Origin of the sequence: Diaphorobacter sp. C33, from assembly GCF_030503915.1 — a bacterium.
Classification (GTDB): domain Bacteria; phylum Pseudomonadota; class Gammaproteobacteria; order Burkholderiales; family Burkholderiaceae_C; genus Diaphorobacter; species Diaphorobacter nitroreducens.
The window spans coordinates 1,931,737-1,952,495 of the sequence record NZ_CP129980.1; the positions used below are offsets into that span (position 1 = coordinate 1,931,737).

Sequence of the window (20,759 nt, forward strand, 5' to 3'; positions counted from 1 at the left end):
CGCCCCACCGCCAGACCGAGCCGCGCGTGACATTGTGTTGCCGCCCTGCCCCCGTAAGATGCGCCCCTGCCCTTCCGATTGAAAGGAACACGAGATGAACGGTCATTGTCTTTGCGGCGCAGTCCACTTCACGTCCCCCGCGGCCAAGGAAATCGGCGCCTGCCATTGCGGCTTCTGCCGCCGCTGGGGTGGCGGGCCGCTGCTGGCCGTGCATTGCGGGCCGGATGTGGAGTTCACGGGTGAGGAGCATATCGGCGTGTATGCGTCCTCTGATTGGGCACAGCGGGCCTTCTGCACGCGCTGCGGAACACACCTGTACTACAAGCTGCTGGCGACGGGCGAATATTTCATTCCCGCCGGGGCCTTCGAGACGCAGGACTTCGAACTGGCCAGCCAGATCTACATCGACAAGAAGCCCGCGTACTACGCCTTCGCGAACCAGACGCCGACGCTCACCGAGCAGCAGGTGATCGCGCAATACGGGCCGCCCAACGGCTGAATGCACGGGGCGGAGAGTGTTATAGCCTTTTGAGCCTCCGGCGCTTATCCAGCAAGCGCCAGCAGCTCATATTTCAATAGCAATCAATGCACTTCGCGCGGCACGACGTCGGTGACGTCCGTGCTGCGCTGCGGGGCATGCGCCGTCGGGCCGGGCGCCGTCCAGCGTGCCGTGCTGCGGTACACGGTGCTCCACCCCTCGCGCGGGTTCATGCGCATGGCCCAGGGCATGACCGGGCGGCCCGTGAGGCGCGCCCACACGGCGCGTGCGCCCCACACGAGTGCCAGAACGGCGGCCGCGGCCAGCAGACTCAGGAAAAAAAGTGCACCCATGGCGACGACCACGAGCCGCAACGTCCACCGGATCGCACCGGCCACAATTTCGTTCAAACCATGCCCCTTTCTGGTAGATGAAGGCGCGGGAAAGGCCCGCGCCCTCGATCAATGGTAGACCTCACCCCGCGGGGCGGGCCTCGCCGAAGTGGAATACCCCTGGGTCTGTCACAGGATCGACATCCACCGGAATCACGCTCTTGGGCGGGTAGCGGCCCTCCAGCAGCAGCTTGGACAGCGGGTTCTCGATGCGCTGCTGGATGGCGCGCTTGAGCGGACGTGCCCCGAACACCGGGTCGAACCCCACCTTGGCCAGTTCGCCCATCGCTGCCGGCGACACCTGCAGGGCCAGGTCCATTTTTGCCAGCCGCGCCTCCAGCAGACGCAACTGAATGCGTGCAATCGCTTCGATGTGCTTGGCATCCAGCCCGTGGAACACCACCGTCTCGTCGATGCGGTTGAGGAATTCGGGTCGGAAATGGCCCTTGAGTTCCCCCCACACGGCTTCCTTGATGTCCTCGGCATCCTGGCCCACCATGGCCTGAATCAGGTGCGAGCCAATGTTGCTGGTCATCACGATCACCGTGTTCTTGAAATCCACGGTGCGCCCCTGGCCATCGGTCAGGCGGCCGTCGTCCAGCACCTGAAGCAGCACGTTGAACACGTCGGGGTGGGCCTTTTCCACCTCATCCAGCAGCAGCACGCTGTAGGGCTTGCGGCGCACAGCCTCGGTCAGGTAGCCGCCCTCTTCATAGCCCACATAGCCGGGAGGCGCACCAATCAAGCGCGCGACGCTATGCTTTTCCATGAACTCGCTCATGTCGATGCGCACCAGATGCTCTTCACTGTCGAAGAGAAACCCGGCCAGCGCCTTGCACAGCTCGGTCTTGCCCACGCCCGTGGGCCCCAGGAACAGGAAGCTGCCCAGCGGCCGGTTGGGGTCTGATAGGCCCGAGCGCGAGCGGCGGATGGCATTGGCCACGGCGGAGATCGCCTCGTCCTGGCCCACCACGCGCTCGTGCAGCTTTTCCTCCATGTGCAGCAGCTTGTCCTTCTCGCCCTGCATCATCTTGGCCACGGGAATGCCGGTGGCGCGGCTGACCACCTCGGCGATTTCCTCGGCACCCACCTGGGTGCGCAGCAGCTTGTGCTTGGTGCCGGTCCCGCCGGCCTCGCTGTCCTGCGCTTCCTTCAGGCGCTTTTCCAGTTCTGGCAGCGTGCCGTACTGCAGCTCGGCGACCTTGTTGAAATCGCCCTTGCGCTTCAGGTCGTCGATCTGCGTGCGGATGGCATCGATGTCCTTGCGGATCTGTTCGGAGCCCTGCGCGCTGGCCTTCTCGGCTTTCCAGACCTCTTCCAGATCGGCGTACTCGCGCTCCACATTGCCCAACTCTTCCTCGATGAGCTGCAGGCGTTTTTGCGAGGCCTCATCGGTCTCTTTCTTCATCGCCTCGCGCTCGATCTTGAGCTGGATCATGCGGCGCTCGAGCTTGTCCATCGACTCGGGCTTGGAGTCGATCTCGATCTTGATCTTGGCCGCGGCCTCGTCGATCAGATCGATGGCCTTGTCAGGCAAAAAACGGTCGGTGATGTAGCGGTGCGACAGCTCGGCCGCGGCCACGATGGCCGGGTCGGTGATGTCCACGCCGTGGTGCGCCTCGTAGCGCACCTGCAGGCCGCGCAGGATGGCGATGGTGTCTTCCACGCTGGGCTCGTCCACCAGCACCTTCTGAAAGCGCCGCTCCAGCGCCGCATCCTTCTCGATGTACTTGCGGTACTCGTCCAGCGTGGTCGCGCCGATGCAGTGCAGCTCGCCGCGCGCCAGTGCGGGTTTCAGCATGTTGCCCGCGTCCATGGCGCCTTCGGCCTTGCCGGCGCCGACCATGGTGTGGATCTCGTCGATGAAGAGGATGATGCGGCCTTCCTCGTGCGCCACTTCCTTCAGCACGGACTTCAGGCGTTCCTCGAACTCGCCGCGGTACTTGGCACCCGCCAACAGGCCGGCCATGTCCAGCACCAGCACGCGCTTGTTCTTCAGCGTCTCGGGCACTTCGCCCTCGACGATGCGCTGGGCCAGCCCCTCGACGATGGCGGTCTTGCCCACGCCGGGCTCGCCGATCAGCACGGGGTTGTTCTTGCTGCGCCGCTGCAGCACCTGGATGGCGCGGCGGATCTCGTCGTCGCGGCCGATCACCGGGTCCAGCTTGCCCTGGCGGGCGCGCTCGGTCAGGTCCAGCGTGTATTTCTTCAGCGCCTCGCGCTGCCCCTCGGCTTCGGCGCTGTCCACCTTCTGGCCGCCACGCACGGCGTCGATGGCCGCCTCCAGGCTCTTGCGGGTCACGCCGTTGTCCTTGGCCAGCTGCGCGGCCTCGCCCTTGCTGTCGACCAGCGCCAGCAAAAACAATTCGCTGGCGATGAACTGGTCGCCGCGCTTGATGGCCTCCTTCTCGGTGGCCTGCAGCACACGGCCCAGCTCGGGGCTGCCCTGCACCTGGTCCTGGCCCTGCACCTGGGGCAGGCGCTTGACGGCGGCCTCGGCCGCAGCCAGCAGGCCCGGCACATTGGCGCCGGCACGCTGCAGCAGCGCGCGCGGGCCTTCATCTTGGCGCAGCATGGCCACCAGCATGTGCACGGGCTCTATGTAGGCGTTGTCATGTCCCAGGGCCAGCGACTGTGCATCAGACAGCGCTTCTTGGAACTTCGTGGTGAATTTATCAAGACGCATGTGAAACCTCCAACTTGTCGCTAGCTAGGGCTCCGGGGCCTCGATTTCAAGCCGCCGGACGATAAAAGTCAGCCCACCTGGGGCGGCGCGGCGATGCCCCAGCGCGCCAGCGCCGCATCGTCGCTTACGCGCGCATCCACCCAGCGCGCACCATCTGGCGTCTGCTCCTTCTTCCAGAACGGCGCCTGGGTCTTGAGGTAGTCCATGACGAACTCGCAGGCCTGAAAGCTCTCGCCGCGGTGCGCCGAGGTCACGGCCACCATCACGATCTGGTCCATGGGCGCGAGCAGCCCCACGCGGTGGATCACGCGCACGCCATAGAGGTTAAAACGTGCAAACGCCGCATCCACCATGGCCTCGATGGATTTCTCGGTCATGCCCGGGTAGTGCTCCAGCTCCATGGAGGCCACGCTGTCCCCTTCGTTGCGGTCGCGCACCGTGCCCACGAAGCAGCACACCGCCCCCACGCGCGCGTCCCGCGCACGCAGCGCCTCCAGCTCGGTGGAAACGTCGAAGTCATGGGTCTGGATGGAAACGCGGTGCATGGCAGTGGTCAGCGGCAGAATTGCGGGATTGACGGCACTTTAACGCCCACCCCACACTTGCACACCATGGCCCTGCAGACCATCACCACCGACGACTACCTGCTCTACCCCTCGCCGCGCAATGCGCACCGTGTGGTGTTTGAGTTCCAGACTTTCGTGCCCCACCCCTATGCCTTGGTCGATCTGCCCAGCTTCGACCTGGCGGGCCGCTACAGCCTGTTCTCCGCCCACCGCAAGGCTGACGCGAAGATGGGCCAGCTCGTGACCTTCGAGCTGGAAGGCGACCAGCAGCGCTTTGAGCGCCTGTTCGTGCCTGATTGAAGGTACTTGACGACAATAGTGGGGTATACCCGGATTTTTGACTTGTCTCAAAGGGGCTCCCGCCGGGCTGCGCTGCAATGGCTCCATCACATAACGACGGAGGAAAAATGCCATGCAACTGCTCAAGCAACTCTTCACCACCGAGGTGGGTCTGTTCAGCGCCATAGGCATCGGTTTCATGCTGTGCATGGGGGGCTTTTTCATCTGGCTGTTCACGCGCAACGATGCGCCCCCGGCAAAGCAAAAGCGCTGATCCGCTCCAGACCCGCGCGGGCGCCGTCTCCGGCAAGAGCGGCGCCTGTGTTTTTTCGCCGTGCCAGACAATAGGCAGATGCACGACGACAACCAGATCCTGGTCCCGCCCTCCTTCATCGCGCTGTACAGCGACACACGCGCACGCCTGCAGGCGCCTGCCGCCGAGGTGCGGGCGCGCTACGAGTGGTGCGAGGACCTGGCCTGCCACTTGGTGGAACAGGCGCAGCAGCTGTACCACGGCGGTGCGCGGTCGGAAGAAGGGGTGCTGCTGGGCATCCACGCCGGCCTGGCCGGCCCGGACGCGGGCGTGACCCCAGCCGAGGCGCGCTGGATCACGCTGCGCCTGGCCGAGTTGCTGGGGTGGCGCAGCCCCGAGCTGCCCGCCCTGGCGGTGCAGCAGCCTTGAACGCCGTCAGCCGCCCGTGACGGGCGGAAAGAACGCCGCCTCGGCGCCTGCCGCCAACGGCGTGGCGTCATGCGCCATGGTCTGGTCGAGGGCCACGCGCACGGCGCGCCCGCGCGAGAGGCAGGTGGCCCAGGGCTCGCCACGGGCGATGAGTTCATCGCGCAAGGCGCCCAGCGTGGTGGCGCCGGTCTGCACCGTCTCCTGCCCCGTGCCCACGGCCTCGCGGATGGAGGCGAAGTAGCGCACCGTGATCGTGAAGGGCGTGGTCATGACAGCAACTCCGCAAATGGCAGGAAGCGCACGGTGTCGCCGCGCGCAATGGTCTGGCCGGCGGGGTTGTCCACCACGCCGTCCGCCCAGGCGGCCGAGGTAAGCACGCCCGAGCTTTGGTTGGGAAACAGCTCCAGCGTGCCATCGGCGCCCTGGCGCACGCGCAGGAATTCACGGCGTTTATCGGCCCGGGGCCAGTCGAATCCAGCGTTAGCAGCTATCGCTTTAGGAGCAACATCACGCACGCCCTGCAGGCGCAACAGGAAGGGGCGCACCAGCAGGCCGAAGGTGACGAAGCTGGACACGGGGTTGCCCGGCAGGCCCATGAAGTGTGCACTGCCGCCCGCGTGGGGAATCTGGCCGTAGGCGAAGGGCTTGCCCGGCTTCATGGCGATCTGCCAGAGCTGCAGCGTGCCCAAGCGCTCTACCGCCGGCTTGATGTGGTCTTCCTCGCCCACACTCACGCCGCCGCTGGTCAGGATCAGGTCATGTCCCTGGGCAGCCTCGCGCAGCGCGGCCACGGTGGCCTCGCGCCGGTCGGGCACGATGCCCAAGTCGCTCACCTCGCAGCCCAGGCGCAGCAGCATGGCGCGCAGGAAGAAACGGTTGCTGTTGTAGATGGCGCCCGGCTTCATCTGCGCGGGCGGCACTTCACCCGGCATGACGAGTTCGTCGCCCGTGGAAAAAAGCGCCACGCGGGGCCGGCGCGCCACCTGCAGGGTGCCCAAGCCGATACTGGCAGCCAGGCCCAGCTCTGCGGGGGTGAGGCGCGTGCCAGCGGCCAGCACCTCAGCACCCCGGGTGATGTCCTCGCCCGCGCGCCGAATCCACTGACCCTGGGCCGGTACGGCATTCACGCGCACGCGATCCCCGTCGAGCGCCTCGCAGTCTTCCTGCATCACGATGGCATCGGCCCCCTCGGGCACCGGCGCGCCCGTGAAGATGCGCGCCGCCGTCCCCGCCGCCAGCGGCACGCCGAAGGCGCCCGCGGGAATACGCTGCGCCACCGGCAACTCCACCCCCGCTGCCGGCACGTCGGCGCAGCGCACGGCGTAGCCGTCCATCGAGCTGTTGTCGTTGGGCGGCACCTGCAGCGGCGAGGTGGCGGCCTGCGCGAGCACGCGACCGTCGGCGTCGAAGGTGTTGACGGTGTCGGTGCCTGCCAGCGGGGCGGCCTGCGCCAGCAGTTCGGCCAGGGCTTCGTCCAGTGGCTTGAGGGGTGCACGCGCTTGGGGTTTCATTCGCAGGCCTCCGCCCGGTCGGGCACATAGTCAAAACGCGCGCCCTGTGCCAGCAACCATTGCACCACGGCGTGAGGGTCGTCCAGGTTGAGCACCGGCAGCGCGGTGGGCACCGGCGGCAGCGGCGCGTCGGTGGCCACGGCGATGATGCAGGGATCGTGCGGATAGAGTGCGGGCCGTTCGCGGTAATCGGGTGATGCGGCGCGCCAGATCTCGATCTTGGGCAGGTCGCTTTCCTTGAAGCCTTCCACCAGCACCCAGTCCACGCGCGGATCCAGCTCGGCCAGCAGTTCGTGCACGCTGGGCGTGTGCTCCTGCTCGAATTCGCGCATCAGCGCCATGCGCCGGTCGGAGGCCACGGCCACTTCATAGGCGCCGGCCTCGCGGTGGCGCCAGGTGTCCTTGCCCACATGGTCGATGTCGAACTTGTGGTGCGCATGCTTGACCACCGACACGCGCAGGCCGTGCAGGCGCAGTTCGGGAATCAGCTGCTCCACCAGCGTGGTCTTGCCGCTGCCTGAATAGCCGGCAAAGCCAACCACCTTCATCCCGACACTCCTTCAGTTTCACTCATCTATTAATAGCTACCAGCGCTTGATGGATAATCGCCAGAGGCCGATTTGATCCCTAATCGCAATGGGCTGCGATATAGGCCTTGACCTGCTCGGCATCGGCCGCCAGCACCTGCAGGCGCTTGGGCAATTGCTCGATGCCCTCGAACCTGGCCGGGCGCTCGGGTGCGCGGCCCAGGGCTTCCTGGATGGTCTCGGCGAACTTGATGGGCAGGGCCGTCTCCAGCACGATCATGGGCACAGCGGGATCGCCACGGTGCTCGCGCGCCACCTTCACGCCGTCGGCGGTGTGGGTATCGATGATCTGGCCGAAGCGCTCGTACGTGTCGCGGATGGTGGCCAGGCGGTCGGCGTGCGTGCTCTTGCCGCTCTCGAAGCCGTACTTGGCGCGTGCGTCTCGGAACACGGGGTCGCTCCCCAGGTCGAAGAAGCCCTGTTTGGCCACGCCCTCGGCGAACAGCTCGCGCGTGCGCTCCGCATTGCGCCCCAGCAGGTCGAACACGAAACGCTCGAAGTTGCTGGCCTTGCTGATGTCCATGCTGGGGCTGCTGGTCTCGTGCGTGTCGGCCGCGCCGCGCACGCGGTAGGCGCCGGTGCGGAAGAACTCGTCGAGCACATCGTTCTCGTTGGTGGCAACGATCAGGCGATCGATAGGCAGGCCCATCTGGCGCGCCACATGGCCGGCGCAGATGTTGCCGAAGTTGCCGCTGGGCACGGTGAAGCTGACCTTCTGGCCGTTCGTCTCCGTCGCCTGGATGTAGCCCGCGAAGTAGTACACCACCTGCGCCAGCAGGCGCGCCCAGTTGATCGAGTTGACGGTGCCGATCTTGTATTGGGCCTTGAAAGCGTGGTCGTTGCTCACCGCCTTGACGATGTCCTGGCAGTCGTCGAATACGCCTTCGATGGCCAGGTTGTGGATGTTCGCGTCCTGCAGGCTGAACATCTGCGCCTGCTGGAACGGGCTCATGCGACCGTGCGGGCTGGTCATGAACACGCGCACGCCCTGCTTGCCGCGCATGGCGTACTCGGCCGCGCTGCCGGTGTCGCCGCTGGTGGCGCCCAGGATGTTGAGCTGCTCGCCACGGCGGGCCAGTTCGTACTCGAACAGGTTGCCCAGCAGTTGCATGGCCATGTCCTTGAAGGCCAGCGTGGGGCCGCTGGACAGGGCCTCGATCCACAGGCCGTCTTCCAGGTGGCGCAGCGGCACGATCTCGCCCGTGCCGAACACTTCGGCGGTGTACGTCTTCTCGCACAGGCGCTTCAGGTCCGCGGGCGGGATGTCGTCGATGTACAGCGACAGGATGCGGAAGGCCAGCTCGGCATAGCCTTGCGTGTGATAGGCGGTGCGCAGCGCGGTCAGCTCGGCGTCGCTGATCTGCGGGTAGCGCTCGGGCAGGTACAGGCCGCCGTCGGGCGCCAGCCCTTCGAGCAGGATGTCGCAGAAATGCTTGCGGTCCGGGTGGCCGCGGGTGGACAGGTACAGCATGGCGTGCAGCCCCTCTTAGTTGTTGAGCTCTTCCTTGCGGATGCGCGTGATGCTGGCCAGCACCGTGGGCAGGCCCTGGATTTGGGCGAGCGCGGCGTCCATGTCGCCCTCGCGCGTGTCATGCGTGAGGATGATCAGGTCGGTCTGCGTGCTGCCTTCGCCGCCCACCTCGTCGGCCTCGCGCTGCAGCACGGCGTCGATGCTGATGCCCGCGCCGGCCAGGATGCCGGTGATCTTGGCCAGCACGCCGGCCTCGTCGGCCACGCGGATGCGCAGGTAGTAGCTGGTGACCACGTCGGCCATGGGCAGCACGGGCAGCTCCTGCCCCGCCTCGCGCAGCGTGTGGCTCTGGAAGGCCAGCGGCGGCACGCGGTGCGCGGGGTCGGCCTCGATCAGGCGGGTGATGTCCACCAGGTCGGCGATCACGGCGCTGGCGGTGGGCTCGCTGCCCGCACCCTTGCCGTAGTACAGCGTGGTGCCCACGGCGTCCCCGTGCACCACCACGGCGTTCATCGCGCCTTCGACATTGGCGATCAGGCGCTTGGCCGGCACCAGCGCGGGGTGCACGCGCAGCTCCACGCCATCGGGCGTGCGCTTGGTCGCGTCGCCCTGGCGGCGCTTGGCGATCCCCAGCAGCTTGATGCGGTAGCCCAGTTGCTCGGCATAGCGGATGTCGACGGCGGACAACTTGGTGATGCCCTCCACGTAGGCCTTGTCGAACTGCACCGGAATGCCGAAGGCGATGGCGCTCATGATGGTGGCCTTGTGCGCGGCGTCCACGCCCTCGATGTCGAAGGTGGGGTCGGCCTCGGCGTAGCCCAACGCTTGCGCTTCTTTGAGCACCACGTCGAAGTCCAGGCCCTTGTCGCGCATCTCGGACAGGATGAAGTTGGTGGTGCCGTTGATGATGCCGGCCACCCACTGGATCTGGTTGGCCGCCAGGCCTTCGCGCAGCGCCTTGATGATCGGGATGCCGCCGGCCACCGCCGCCTCGTAGGCGACCACCACACCCTTCTCGGCCGCGGCCTTGAAGATCTCTGTGCCATGCACGGCCAGCAGGGCCTTGTTGGCCGTCACGACATGCTTGCCGGCGGCGATCGCCTCCAGCACCAGCTGCTTGGCGATGCCGTAGCCGCCGATCAGCTCGACCACGATGTCGATCTCAGGGTTGGCGATCACTTCGCGCGCGTCGCCCACCACGCGGGCGTTCTCGCCCACGATGGAGCGTGCGCGGGCGGTGTCCAGGTCGGCCACACAAGCAATCTCGATGCCGCGGCCGGCGCGGCGGCGGATTTCTTCCTGGTTGCGCGACAGGACGTTGAACACGCCGCTGCCCACGGTGCCAATGCCCAGCAGGCCCACTTGGATCGGTTTCATATCAGGGTTATCCGTCAAAAAAGGCTCCAGCGCCCTGTTGACGGGCGCTGGCAGCTATCAAAAATGAAGTTCACGCCGCCTTGGCGTGGCGCTGCCGGTAGGCGGCCAGGAAGCCCGCCAGCCGGCCGATGGCCTCGCGCAGGTCGTCTTCGTGCGGCAGGAACACGATGCGAAAGTGCTGGTTGTCGGGGTAATTGAAGCCCGATCCCTGCACCAGCATGACCCGCGTGGCGCGCAGCACTTCCATAAAGAACTGGCGGTCGTCCGCGATGGGGTACATCTCGGGGTCCAGGCGGGGGAACATGTACAGCGCCGCCTGCGGCTTGACGCAGGTGACGCCGGGGATGGCGGTGATCAGCTCGTAGGCCAGGTCGCGCTGGCGGCACAGGCGCCCGCCGGGTTTGACCAGGTCGTTGATGCTCTGGTAGCCGCCCAGCGCGGTCTGGATGGCCCACTGGCCCGGCACGTTGGAGCCGAGCTTGATGTTGGCCAGCATGTTGATGCCCTCGATGTAGTCGCGCGCGGCCGTCTTGTCGCCCGAGATCACCATCCACCCGGCGCGGTAGCCGCAGGAGCGGTAGGCCTTGGAGAGCGAGTTGAACGTGAGCGTGACCACGTCGGTCGACAGGCTGGCCATGGCCGTGTGCTTGACGCCGTCGTACAGCACCTTGTCGTACACCTCGTCGGCGAACAGCACCAGGTTGTGCTCGCGCGCGATCTGCACGATGCCCTTGAGCAGCTCATCCGAGTACAGCGCGCCCGTGGGGTTGTTGGGGTTGATGACCACGATGCCGCGCGTGCGCGGGGTGATCTTGGCGCGGATGTCCGTCAGGCTGGGCATCCAGCCGTTGTCTTCATCGCACAGGTAGTGCACAGGCCGACCGCCCGACAGGCTGGCCGCCGCCGTCCACAGCGGGTAGTCGGGTGCGGGCACCAGCAGCTCGTCGCCGTCGTCGAGCAGCGCGTTGGTGGCCATGGTGATCAGGTCGCTCGCGCCGTTGCCCAGGTAAATATCGTCCAGCGTCACGCCGGCCACGCCCTGCTGCTGGCTGTAGTGCATCACGGCCTTGCGTGCCGCAAAGATGCCCTTGCTGTCCGAGTAGCCCGCCGAGTTGGGCAGGTTGCGGATCATGTCCTGCTGGATCTCCTCGGGCGCGTCAAAGCCGAACGGCGCCAGGTTGCCGATGTTCAGCTTGATGATCTTCTGGCCCTCGTCCTCCATCTGCTTGGCCGCGTCCACGATGGGGCCCCGGACATCGTAGAGAACATTGTTGAGCTTGGCGGATTTGCGGATGGGCTTCATGTGCGGGCAGGCGTGAGGAGAGGGGCACAAGTGGGGCTGCGGCCCCGCCGGGCGCAGGGCGCCTCGGTGAAACCTATAATTTGACCACAGTTCCACCCAAGGCCCCGGCCGCCCCACAACCGCGCAGGGTGCGGGCAGCCTCCGCAACGCCCATGAAATTCCAGCCCGAACGCCCCGATACCCAGTCCATCACCGCCTACGGGCCGGACTGGATCGGCGTGGACGCCGATCGGGTGACCGAGAGCGTCATCATCGGTGCGCGCGGCCAGCGCATCGCCTGGAACTGCCGCCGCTTCGAGGACCTGACTGCCGCGCACTTCGCGCAACTCGCCGAACTGGACGCCGAGGTGGTGATCTTCGGCAGCGGCCTGCGCAACCGCTTTCCACCGCCCGCCTGGTTGCAGCCACTGATGGCGCGGCGCATCGGCCTGGAAACCATGGACACCCAGGCCGCCTGCCGGACCTACAACGTCCTGGCGGGCGAAGGGCGCAACGTGGTCGCGGCCCTGCTGTTGGAAACCGAGTAACAGCAGATTTCCCCTGTCGCCGTATCCGGGTGCCAGTGCGGCCGGTTCTCCTGGAGGGGGTTTCGGGGTAAAATAGCCTGTTGCGGTCGGGGGCACCACCCAAAAAAGAGTACACCCCCACTCCCCCGGCTTTTCTTCGACTAATTCGTGAGAGATAGAAGTGCCATGGCGATCGTTGTCAACAAACCCCTTCCTGAATTTGAAGCCAACGCGACTGGCGGAATCAAGGTTTCCAACGTCTCGCACCAGGGCCAGATTCTGATTCTGTATTTCTACCCGAAGGACAACACCCCGGGCTGCACCACCGAGGCCATGCAGTTCCGCGACAAGTTCAAGGATTTCGAGAAGGCCGGTGCTGTGGTCTTCGGCGTGTCGCGCGACAACATGAAGTCGCATGACGACTTCAAGGAAAAGCTGGAGCTGCCCTTCGAGCTGATCGCCGACACCGAAGAGAAGATGTGCCACATGTTCGGCGTAGTGAAGAACAAGATCATGTACGGCAAGAAGGTCAAGGGCATCGAGCGCAGCACCTTCCTCGTCAATCCCGAAGGCATTCTGGTGCAGGAATGGCGCGGCCTGAAGGTACCCGGCCATGTGGACGAGGTATTGAAGGCCGTGAAGGCGATCAAAGCCCCTGTCAAGAAAGCCGCTTGAACACCCAACGGCTCTACCGTGGGCCGTCACGGGGAGCATGCATAATGGGTCAATGCTGCTGAGAAACGCAACACGCTCCCCGCAATCCAAAGCCGCCTCGGTCTCCTAGGCGGCTTTGTGCTTTTTGAACGTTACTTTCCTCAAGGCTCCCTGCAATGCCCCTGCCCCCCGCCCCGACCCAGCGCGCCGCCCTGCTCAAACCAGACGCCTATCGCATGACGGTTTTCGAGGATGACGAGGCCGCGGAGGCTTCCGCGGCCCCGCCCGCTACAGCGGCCGCCCCCACTCGCAAGCGCGCGGCCACCAAGACCAGCGCCGCCAAGAAAGCCGCCGCACCTGATACCGCCATCCCATCCAGTGCAGGCCGCTCAACCAAAGCGGGGGTATCTGCTGCACCCGCCCATTCGCGCGCACGCCCTGCGGATGAGGGCGCAGTGCGCATGAGGCCCCCCGTCACCGCAGTGCCCCCGGCTGCCGCGCCGCGCGCCGCACCGGACGCTGCACTGCGCAAGAAGCGTGCTGCCGGGCCGAAGAAGATGTTCGTGCTCGACACCAACGTGCTGCTGCACGATCCCACGAGCCTGTTCCGCTTCGAAGAACACGACATCTTCCTGCCAATGATCGTGCTGGAGGAACTCGACGGCCACAAGAAGGGCATGACCGAAGTGGCCCGCAACGGCCGCCAGGCCAGCCGTACGCTGGATGCGCTGGCGGCAGCCCATGGCAGCGCCGACATGGCCTTGGGCTTGCGCCTGGATTCCACGGGCCAGCGCGCCGCCGGCGGTTGCCTGTATTTCCAGACTGCCCCGCTGAACTACCAGTTGCCCTCCAGCCTGCCACAGGGCAAGGCCGACAACCAGATCCTGGGCGTGGTGGAAGCGCTGCGCAAGCTGCATGCGCCGCGCGAGGTGGTGCTGGTGTCCAAGGACATCAACATGCGCGTGAAGGCGCGCGCCCTGGGCCTGGTCGCGGAGGATTACCAGAACGACAAGACGCTGGAAGACGGCGACCTGCTCTATTCAGGCAGCCTTGCGCTGCCAACGGACTTCTGGACCAAGGCCGGCAAGAACGTCGAAAGCTGGCAGAGCGGCGTGCACATGTACTACCGCATCAGCGGCCCCGTGGTGGCGCAGCTGATGATCAACCAGTTTGTGTATTTCGAGGCGCCGGGCGAACCCAGCCTGTATGCGCGCGTGACCGAGATCCGGGACAAGACGGCGGTGCTGGAGACGCTCAAGGACTACGGCTCGTCCAAGAATACGGTCTGGGGTGTGAACACCCGCAACCGCGAGCAGAACTTCGCCATGAACCTGCTCATGGACCCCGACGTGGACTTCGTGACGCTGACCGGCACGGCCGGCACCGGCAAAACGCTGATGGCGCTGGCCGCGGGCCTGACCCAGGTGCTGGACGAGCGCCGCTATACCGAGATCATCATGACCCGCGCCACGGTGAGCGTGGGCGAGGACATCGGCTTCCTGCCCGGTACGGAGGAAGAAAAGATGGGCCCCTGGATGGGCGCGCTGGACGACAACCTGGAATTTCTTGCCAAGGGCGACGGGGGCAATGCTGGCGAGTGGGGTCGCGCGGCCACCAACGAGCTGATCCGCAGCCGCATCAAGATCAAGAGCATGAACTTCATGCGCGGGCGTACCTTTCTGAACAAGTACGTCATCATCGACGAGGCGCAGAATCTGACGCCCAAGCAGATGAAGACGCTGGTCACCCGCGCGGGCCCCGGCACCAAAATCATCTGCATGGGCAACCTGGCACAGATCGACACGCCCTACCTCACGGAAGGCTCCTCCGGCCTGACCTATGCGGTGGACCGGTTCAAGGGCTGGCCGCACAGCGGGCATATCCTGCTCGCGCGCGGCGAGCGCTCGCGCCTGGCCGACTTCGCCAGCGAGGTGCTCTGATGGCCGTGGGCTGGATGTCCGCGCTGAAGCTTGTGCCCTGGGGCGACGTGATCGAGGCCACGCCCCAGATCATGCAGGCCGCGCGCAAACTCATCAGCAACACGCGCAAAGCCCCACCGCCCGAGGCGCCCGCGCAGCGGATCGACAGCACGCCCGATCAACTGGCAGTACTGCAAGCGCGGATGGCCCAGTTGGAAGAAGACCAGCGCGCGTCCGCCGCGCTGATCGAATCGCTGGCCGAGCAGAACGCCCAACTGGTGCGCGCCGTCGATGGGTTGCGCCGGCGCAGCCTGCACCTGCTGCTCGCCGTCTGCGGGCTCGGCGTATGCACGCTGGCGCTGCTCGCCTGGGCACTGTCGCGTTGAGACCGCTCAATCACTACTAAATAAATAGCTACTAGCGCTTACCCAGTAAGCGCTAGAGCCATTTTTGACTCTTAATAGTAATCGTCACCTGCGCCCACCGCCAGGTTCTCAAAGCGCGTCTGGTTCTTCTGGAAGAACAGCTTCACCGTGCCCGTGGGGCCGTTACGCTGCTTGCCGATGATGACTTCGGCAATGTTCGGCTCCTTGGACTCCTTGTTGTAGTAGTCGTCGCGGTAGATGAACATGATGATGTCCGCGTCCTGTTCGATGGCGCCCGATTCGCGCAGGTCACTCATCATGGGACGCTTGTCGGTGCGCTGCTCCACCGAACGGTTGAGCTGCGACAGCGCGATCACCGGGCACTGCAGCTCCTTGGCCAGCATCTTCAGGCCCCGCGATATCTCGCCCAGCTCGGTGGCGCGGTTGTCGGAGCTGTTGCTGCCCGAGCCGCTCATGAGCTGCAGATAGTCCACCACGATCAGGCCCAGTTTGCCGCACTGGCGCGCCAAGCGGCGCGCGTTGGCGCGCAGCTCGGATGGGGTCAGGCCCGGCGTCTCGTCGATGTGCAGGCTCACGGTGCGCAGCCGCTCGATGGCTTCGGTCAGGCGCGGCCACTCCTCGTCGCTGAGCTTGCCGGTGCGCAGGTTGCCCTGGTTCACGCGCCCGATCGAGCCCACGATACGCACCGCCAGTTGGGCGGCGCCCATTTCCATCGAGAAGATGGCCACCGGCAGGCCCTCGTTGAGCGCCACATGCTCGGCAATGTTCACCGCGAACGAGGTCTTGCCCATGGAGGGGCGTGCCGCGAGCACCACCAAGTCGCCTGCCTGCAGACCGCTGGTCATGCGGTCCAGGTCGGCGAAGCCCGTGGGCACGCCGGTCACGTCCATGGGGTTGTCGGCCATCTCCTGTACGCGGTCCAGCAGGTCGATCACGAGCGAGTCGAGCGACTGGAAGCCCTGCTTCATCCGCGAGCCCTCTTCGCCGATGGCGAAGATCTTCTGCTCAGCCTCGTCCAGGATGCGCTCCACCGGCCGGCCCTGGGGATTGAAGGCGTTGGTGGCGATGTCGTCGCTGGCGGTCACCAGCTTGCGCAGGATGGCGCGCTCGCGCACGATCTCCGCGTAGCGGCGGATGTTGCTGGCGCTGGGCACGTACTGGGCCAGGCTGTTCAGATAGGCCAGCCCGCCGATCTCCTCGGCCTTGCCCATGCCCTGCAGATGCTCGTAGACCGTGATCACGTCCGCAGGCTTGCTGGCGTTGATCAGCGCGCCGATGGCGGCGTAGATCTGCTGGTGCTCGTGGCGGTAGAAATCGCCATCCACCAGCAGGTCACCCACGCGGTCCCACGCCATGTTGTCCAGCAACAGGCCGCCCAGCACGCTGGACTCTGCCTCGATGGAATGGGGCGGAACGCGCAACTGGGCCACCTCGCGATCCAGCGATGGGACGGCATAACCGTCAGGAAGGGTGGGCACAACGGCAGACATGGGACTCAGGGGCTTTCAGGAGGGCAAGCAGACGATGCTAGCGGGCGGTGCCATGCCCGTCATTGCACAACTCTGTGGATAAGGCGTGCAAAGGCAGTGGGCAGCAGGTGCACAGGTGCGGGTGAAAAAACAAAAGCCGCCCAAGGGCGGCTTTGTATGGCAGAGCCAGGGTGTGAACCGCTCAGGCCGTTTCGCCGTAGACGGACACGGTGACTTCAACGGCCACGTCGGTGTGCAGGGCCACCGTGACGGTGTTGTCGCCCACGACCTTGATAGGGCCGTTGGGCAGGCGGACTTGCGACTTCACCACGTTGTAGCCTTGCTTGTTCAGCTCTTCGGCGATGTCATGGTTGGTCACGGAGCCGAACAGACGGCCGTCCACGCCAGCCTTCTGCGTCAGCTTGACGGTGGTGCCGGCCAGCTTTTCGCCTTGTGCCTGGGCGGCAGCCAGCTTCTCGGCGGCGGCCTTTTCAAGTTCGGCGCGCTTGGCCTCGAACTCGGCCTTGGCGGCTTCGGTGGCGCGGCGGGCGCGGCCCGTGGGGATCAGGAAGTTGCGGGCGTAACCGTCCTTGACCTTGACGATCTCGCCGAGGTTACCGAGGTTCACGACCTTGTCGAGCAGGATGATTTGCATGGTAATCGTGCTCCTTAGATCTTGTGCTGGTCGCTGTAGGGCAACAGGGCCAGGAAGCGGGCGCGCTTGATGGCGGTGTTGAGCTGGCGCTGGTAGATCGCGCGCGTGCCGGTCAGGCGCGCGGGGATGATCTTGCCGTTCTCTGCGATGAAGTCACGCAGGGTGTCGACATCCTTGTAGTCGATTTCTTCGACGCCTGCGACCGTGAAGCGGCAGAAGCGCTTGCGCTTGAACAGCAGCGACTGGGTGTTGCGCTTCGGGCGCTTGTCCTTGTTGAATTTCTTGAACGTGGCCATTTTCGGACCTCTTGAAAATTAATCTTGTTGAATATCCTGGATGTGGAACACCAATCCCTTGCCGCCGCGCCCCGTGGCCAAGAAGCCCTGGAACTTCCAGACGCTTCCCAGTGCTTGCCGGGCCAGACGCTCCGCAAGAGCGCCAAATGCGAGGGCTTTCACGCTGGCCTTGACCTGCCGATCCGCCCCGGCTTCCCGCTGGAGCGACTCGTGCTCGAGTCGTATATCCAGCGCCGGCAGGCCGGCGGGCGTGTAGCGCAGAGGCTGGACCTCGGCGATACAGGCTGTCAGGACCCAATGGTTGTTCACACCTCCTGGCTGACAGGCTGGTCGATCAGCGCTCGTTCGAAGCGGCAAACTCGGCCTGGCTGGCCTTGCGTGCTTCTTCGCGCTCGACGGTCTTCATCATGGAGGACGCGCCCGTTTCGGCCTTCTTCTTCTGCACCGTCAGGTGACGCAGCACGGCGTCGTTGAACTTGAAGGCGTGCTCGAGTTCGGCCATCACAGCCTGGTCGGCTTCGATGTTCAGGCACAGGTAGTGGGCCTTGGCCAGCTTGTTGATCAGGTAAGCCAGTTGACGGCGACCCCAATCTTCCACACGGTGCACCTGGCCGCCGCCGGCAACGATCATGCCCTTGTAGCGCTCCAGCATGGCCGGAACCTGTTCGCTCTGATCCGGATGGATCAACAAAATGATTTCGTAGTGACGCATGCAAACTCCTTTTGGATGACACCACCCGCCGCGTCGTGTAGCGGTGTGGCAAGGCAAAGCGCAAGATTATAGCAACGCGCGCTCACCTTGTACACTGCGCACCGTCCACACTCCTGCACGCGGCACGCCAAAGCCCCCGCGTTGCCCGCAAAGAACGCCATTTGCACCATTCGCGCTTGAAAACCGCGGATACGCCCCTAACTGGCGCGCACAAGCATTCCAATTCAACCCGAGTCGACATGTCCGAGAACCAGAATCCCCCTCCCTCTCCTGAAGAGATTGAAGCGGCGATGTCCGCCAATGCCGCCGACGAACTGAACCGCCTGCAGGGCGAACTGGCCGAACTCAAAGCCAAGAGCGCCGACCTGGCCGATCAATTTTTGCGCGCCAAAGCCGAGGCCGAGAATGCCCGCCGGCGTGCGGAGGATGAGGTAGCCAAGGCCCGCAAGTTCGGCATTGAGAGCTTCGCCGAAAGCCTGCTGCCTGTCTGCGACAGCCTGGACGCCGCCCTGGCCATCGAGAACGCCACGGCCGAGCAACTGCGCGAGGGTTCGGACGCCACCCTGCGCCAGCTGATGTCGGCGCTGGAGCGCAACAAGGTGGTCATCGTGAACCCCGAGACCGGCACCAAGTTCGACCCGCACCAGCACCAGGCCATCAGCATGGTGCCCGCCGACCAGGAAGCCAACACCGTCGTGAGCGTGCTGCAAAAGGGCTATCTGATCTTTGACCGCGTCCTGCGCCCAGCGCTGGTCACGGTGGCCGCGCCCAAGTAAATAAATCTCAGCACCGCCGCTTGAAGACGGGCAAGTTATCCACAAGTTACTGGCTATCCAGCCATTTCAGACATCACGGAGAAAAACATGGGAAAAATCATCGGTATTGACCTGGGCACCACCAACAGCTGCGTGGCCATCATGGAAGGCAACAACACGCGCGTGATCGAGAACAGCGAAGGCGCGCGCACTACGCCGTCCATCATCGCGTACCAGGAAGACGGTGAGATTCTGGTGGGCGCCTCTGCCAAGCGCCAGGCCGTGACCAACCCCAAGAACACCATCTACGCCGCCAAGCGCTTGATCGGCCGCAAGTTCGACGAGAAGGAAGTGCAGAAGGACATCGACCTGATGCCCTTCACCATCACCCGCGCCGACAACGGCGACGCCTGGGTGGAAGTGCGCGGCCAGAAGCTGGCCCCCCCGCAGATCTCCGCGGAAGTGCTGCGCAAGATGAAGAAGACTGCCGAGGACTTCCTGGGCGAACCGGTGACCGAGGCCGTGATCACGGTTCCCGCATACTTCAACGACGCTCAGCGTCAGGCCACCAAGGACGCCGGCCGTATCGCGGGCCTGGATGTGAAGCGCATCATCAATGAGCCTACCGCCGCCGCGCTGGCTTTCGGCCTGGACAAGCAGGACAAGGGCGACCGCAAGATCGCCGTGTATGACCTGGGTGGCGGCACGTTCGACGTGTCCATCATCGAGATCGCCGACGTCGATGGCGAGAAGCAGTTCGAAGTGCTGTCCACCAATGGCGACACCTTCCTGGGCGGCGAAGACTTCGACCAGCGCATCATCGACTACATCATCGGCGAGTTCAAGAAAGAGCAAGGCGTGGACCTGTCCAAGGACGTGCTGGCCCTGCAGCGCCTGAAGGAAGCCGCCGAAAAGGCCAAGATCGAGCTGTCCAACAGCGCGCAAACCGACATCAACCTGCCCTACATCACCGCCGATGCGTCGGGCCCGAAGCACCTGAACATCAAGCTCACCCGCGCCAAGCTGGAAAGCCTGGTGGACGAGCTGATCGAGCGCACCATCGCCCCCTGCCGCACGGCCATCAAGGACGCCGGCATCTCCGTGTCCGACATCGACGACGTGATCCTGGTCGGTGGCATGAGCCGCATGCCCAAGGTGCAGGAAAAGGTCAAGGAGTTCTTTGGCAAAGATCCGCGCAAGGACGTGAATCCTGACGAGGCCGTGGCCGTGGGCGCAGCCATCCAGGGTCAGGTGTTGTCGGGCGACCGCAAGGACGTGCTGCTGCTGGACGTGACGCCGCTGTCCCTGGGCATCGAGACCCTGGGCGGCGTGATGACCAAGATGATCACGAAGAACACCACGATCCCGACGAAGTTCGCGCAGACCTTCTCGACGGCCGAGGACAACCAGCCCGCCGTGACGATCAAGGTGTTCCAGGGCGAGCGCGAGATTGCCAGCGCCAACAAGCTGCTGGGCGAGTTCAATCTGGAAGGCATTCCCCCGGCGTCGCGCGGCACGCCCCAGATCGAAGTGACCTTTGACATCGACGCCAACGGCATCCTGCACGTGGGCGCCAAGGACAAGGGCACGGGCAAGGAGAACAAGATCACCATCAAGGCCAACTCCGGCCTGTCCGAGGACGAGATCCAGAAGATGGTGAAGGACGCCGAGCTCAACGCCGCCGACGACAAGAAGAAGCTGGAGCTGGTGCAGGCCCGCAACCAGGGTGAGGCCGCCGTGCACACCGTGAACAAGAGCCTGTCCGAGCACGGCGACAAGCTGGACGCCGGTGAGAAGGAAAAGATCGAGGCCGCCGTCAAGGACCTGGAAGCTGCCCTGAAGACCGAGGACAAGGCCGCCATCGACGAGAAGACCACCGCACTGATGGCTGCCAGCCAGAAGCTCGGCGAGAAGATGTACGGCGATGCGCAGGCCGCTCAAGGGGCCGAGGCTGCCGGCGCGCAAGCTGCCGCCGGTGGCTCCGCCGGTGCTGCCGCGCAGGACGACAACGTGGTGGATGCCGAGGTCAAGGAAGTCAAGAAGGGCTGATCGCGCCAGCGCATCCCGTGCCTAGC

General features: G+C 65.1%; 24 protein-coding genes. 10 read left to right on the top strand and 14 right to left on the bottom strand.

The annotated features are described in order from the left end of the window. The first annotated feature begins 94 nt into the window (after window positions 1-94). Window positions 95-499 (top strand): GFA family protein, encoded by a 405-nt coding sequence (locus QY917_RS09150; protein ID WP_123675931.1) that lies wholly within the window; start codon window positions 95-97, stop codon window positions 497-499. Window positions 500-582: 83 nt separating this feature from the next. On the opposite strand, the gene QY917_RS09155 is transcribed toward QY917_RS09150, so the two are convergent. From QY917_RS09155 to moaE, 3 genes are all read right to left on the bottom strand, one after another. Continuing rightward, a complete protein-coding gene (locus QY917_RS09155) occupies window positions 583-888 on the bottom strand; it encodes a hypothetical protein (protein ID WP_088886291.1) in 306 nt (101 codons plus the stop codon). 64 nt (window positions 889-952) lie between these two features. Continuing rightward, a complete protein-coding gene (gene clpB / locus QY917_RS09160; protein WP_015913918.1) occupies window positions 953-3,556 on the bottom strand; it encodes an ATP-dependent chaperone ClpB in 2,604 nt (867 codons plus the stop codon). Between the two features lie 68 nt (window positions 3,557-3,624). After that, a complete protein-coding gene (gene moaE, locus QY917_RS09165; RefSeq protein ID WP_123675930.1) occupies window positions 3,625-4,101 on the bottom strand; it encodes a molybdopterin synthase catalytic subunit MoaE in 477 nt (158 codons plus the stop codon). 66 nt (window positions 4,102-4,167) lie between these two features. Here moaE and QY917_RS09170 point away from each other — a divergent pair, with 66 nt between their 5' ends. The 3 genes from QY917_RS09170 to QY917_RS09180 all read left to right on the top strand — a co-directional run bounded on the left by QY917_RS09170 (window position 4,168) and on the right by QY917_RS09180 (window position 5,083). Then, a complete protein-coding gene (locus QY917_RS09170) occupies window positions 4,168-4,422 on the top strand; it encodes a hypothetical protein (RefSeq protein ID WP_047349459.1) in 255 nt (84 codons plus the stop codon). Between the two features lie 112 nt (window positions 4,423-4,534). Further along, a complete protein-coding gene (locus QY917_RS09175; RefSeq protein WP_123675929.1) occupies window positions 4,535-4,675 on the top strand; it encodes a DUF3149 domain-containing protein in 141 nt (46 codons plus the stop codon). A gap of 78 nt (window positions 4,676-4,753) precedes the next feature. Beyond that, complete coding sequence (locus tag QY917_RS09180; RefSeq protein WP_011806322.1) at window positions 4,754-5,083, top strand: hypothetical protein; 330 nt, start codon at window positions 4,754-4,756, stop codon at window positions 5,081-5,083. Window positions 5,084-5,089: 6 nt separating this feature from the next. On the opposite strand, the gene moaD is transcribed toward QY917_RS09180, so the two are convergent. From moaD to QY917_RS09210, 6 genes are all read right to left on the bottom strand, one after another. After that, a complete protein-coding gene (moaD, locus tag QY917_RS09185; protein WP_047349457.1) occupies window positions 5,090-5,353 on the bottom strand; it encodes a molybdopterin converting factor subunit 1 in 264 nt (87 codons plus the stop codon). Next, a complete protein-coding gene (gene glp, locus QY917_RS09190; protein ID WP_123675928.1) occupies window positions 5,350-6,594 on the bottom strand; it encodes a gephyrin-like molybdotransferase Glp in 1,245 nt (414 codons plus the stop codon). Before glp ends, moaD begins: the two co-directional genes overlap by 4 nt. Further along, window positions 6,591-7,142 carry a molybdopterin-guanine dinucleotide biosynthesis protein B gene (gene mobB, locus QY917_RS09195; RefSeq protein WP_123675927.1) on the bottom strand — a complete coding sequence of 184 codons (552 nt, stop codon included), beginning with the start codon at window positions 7,140-7,142 and terminating at the stop codon, window positions 6,591-6,593. Before mobB ends, glp begins: the two co-directional genes overlap by 4 nt. Window positions 7,143-7,221: 79 nt before the next feature. Further along, window positions 7,222-8,652, bottom strand: coding sequence for a threonine synthase (gene thrC / locus QY917_RS09200; protein WP_123675926.1), 1,431 nt, complete (start codon window positions 8,650-8,652; stop codon window positions 7,222-7,224). A gap of 15 nt (window positions 8,653-8,667) precedes the next feature. Further along, complete coding sequence (locus tag QY917_RS09205) at window positions 8,668-10,029, bottom strand: homoserine dehydrogenase (protein ID WP_123675925.1); 1,362 nt, start codon at window positions 10,027-10,029, stop codon at window positions 8,668-8,670. A gap of 70 nt (window positions 10,030-10,099) precedes the next feature. Continuing rightward, window positions 10,100-11,332 (bottom strand): pyridoxal phosphate-dependent aminotransferase, encoded by a 1,233-nt coding sequence (locus tag QY917_RS09210; protein WP_011806328.1) that lies wholly within the window; start codon window positions 11,330-11,332, stop codon window positions 10,100-10,102. 152 nt (window positions 11,333-11,484) lie between these two features. On the opposite strand from QY917_RS09210, the gene QY917_RS09215 reads away from it, so the two are divergent. From QY917_RS09215 to QY917_RS09230, 4 genes are all read left to right on the top strand, one after another. Beyond that, a complete protein-coding gene (locus QY917_RS09215) occupies window positions 11,485-11,859 on the top strand; it encodes an Mth938-like domain-containing protein (RefSeq protein ID WP_015913925.1) in 375 nt (124 codons plus the stop codon). 165 nt (window positions 11,860-12,024) lie between these two features. Further along, window positions 12,025-12,513: a peroxiredoxin gene (locus QY917_RS09220; RefSeq protein WP_011806330.1), complete on the top strand. Its 489-nt coding sequence runs from the start codon at window positions 12,025-12,027 to the stop codon at window positions 12,511-12,513. Between the two features lie 155 nt (window positions 12,514-12,668). Next, entirely contained in the window at window positions 12,669-14,432 is a 1,764-nt protein-coding gene (locus QY917_RS09225) for a PhoH family protein (RefSeq protein ID WP_123675924.1), read from the top strand. Then, window positions 14,432-14,797, top strand: coding sequence for a hypothetical protein (locus QY917_RS09230; protein WP_015913927.1), 366 nt, complete (start codon window positions 14,432-14,434; stop codon window positions 14,795-14,797). Before QY917_RS09225 ends, QY917_RS09230 begins: the two co-directional genes overlap by 1 nt. A 71-nt stretch (window positions 14,798-14,868) precedes the next feature. Here the strand turns inward: QY917_RS09230 and dnaB are convergent, their stop codons facing one another. From dnaB to rpsF, 5 genes are all read right to left on the bottom strand, one after another. Beyond that, window positions 14,869-16,287: a replicative DNA helicase gene (gene dnaB, locus QY917_RS09235; RefSeq protein WP_011806333.1), complete on the bottom strand. Its 1,419-nt coding sequence runs from the start codon at window positions 16,285-16,287 to the stop codon at window positions 14,869-14,871. 181 nt (window positions 16,288-16,468) lie between these two features. Beyond that, window positions 16,469-16,921, bottom strand: coding sequence for a 50S ribosomal protein L9 (gene rplI, locus QY917_RS09240; protein ID WP_011806334.1), 453 nt, complete (start codon window positions 16,919-16,921; stop codon window positions 16,469-16,471). A gap of 14 nt (window positions 16,922-16,935) precedes the next feature. Further along, a complete protein-coding gene (gene rpsR / locus QY917_RS09245; RefSeq protein WP_011806335.1) occupies window positions 16,936-17,217 on the bottom strand; it encodes a 30S ribosomal protein S18 in 282 nt (93 codons plus the stop codon). A gap of 18 nt (window positions 17,218-17,235) precedes the next feature. Further along, complete coding sequence (gene priB, locus QY917_RS09250; protein WP_088886279.1) at window positions 17,236-17,526, bottom strand: primosomal replication protein N; 291 nt, start codon at window positions 17,524-17,526, stop codon at window positions 17,236-17,238. A 25-nt stretch (window positions 17,527-17,551) separates the two neighbouring features. Further along, on the bottom strand, window positions 17,552-17,929 hold the full coding sequence (gene rpsF, locus QY917_RS09255; RefSeq protein WP_011806337.1) for a 30S ribosomal protein S6: 378 nt from the start codon (window positions 17,927-17,929) through the stop codon (window positions 17,552-17,554). Between the two features lie 239 nt (window positions 17,930-18,168). Between rpsF and grpE the strand changes: the two genes are divergently transcribed. Both grpE and dnaK read left to right on the top strand, forming a co-directional pair. Then, the gene (gene grpE, locus QY917_RS09260) at window positions 18,169-18,705 is read left to right on the top strand and encodes a nucleotide exchange factor GrpE (protein WP_123675923.1); all 537 of its coding nucleotides are present in this window, start codon (window positions 18,169-18,171) and stop codon (window positions 18,703-18,705) included. Window positions 18,706-18,792: 87 nt separating this feature from the next. Next, complete coding sequence (gene dnaK, locus QY917_RS09265) at window positions 18,793-20,733, top strand: molecular chaperone DnaK (RefSeq protein ID WP_123675922.1); 1,941 nt, start codon at window positions 18,793-18,795, stop codon at window positions 20,731-20,733. The last annotated feature ends 26 nt before the right edge of the window (window positions 20,734-20,759 follow it).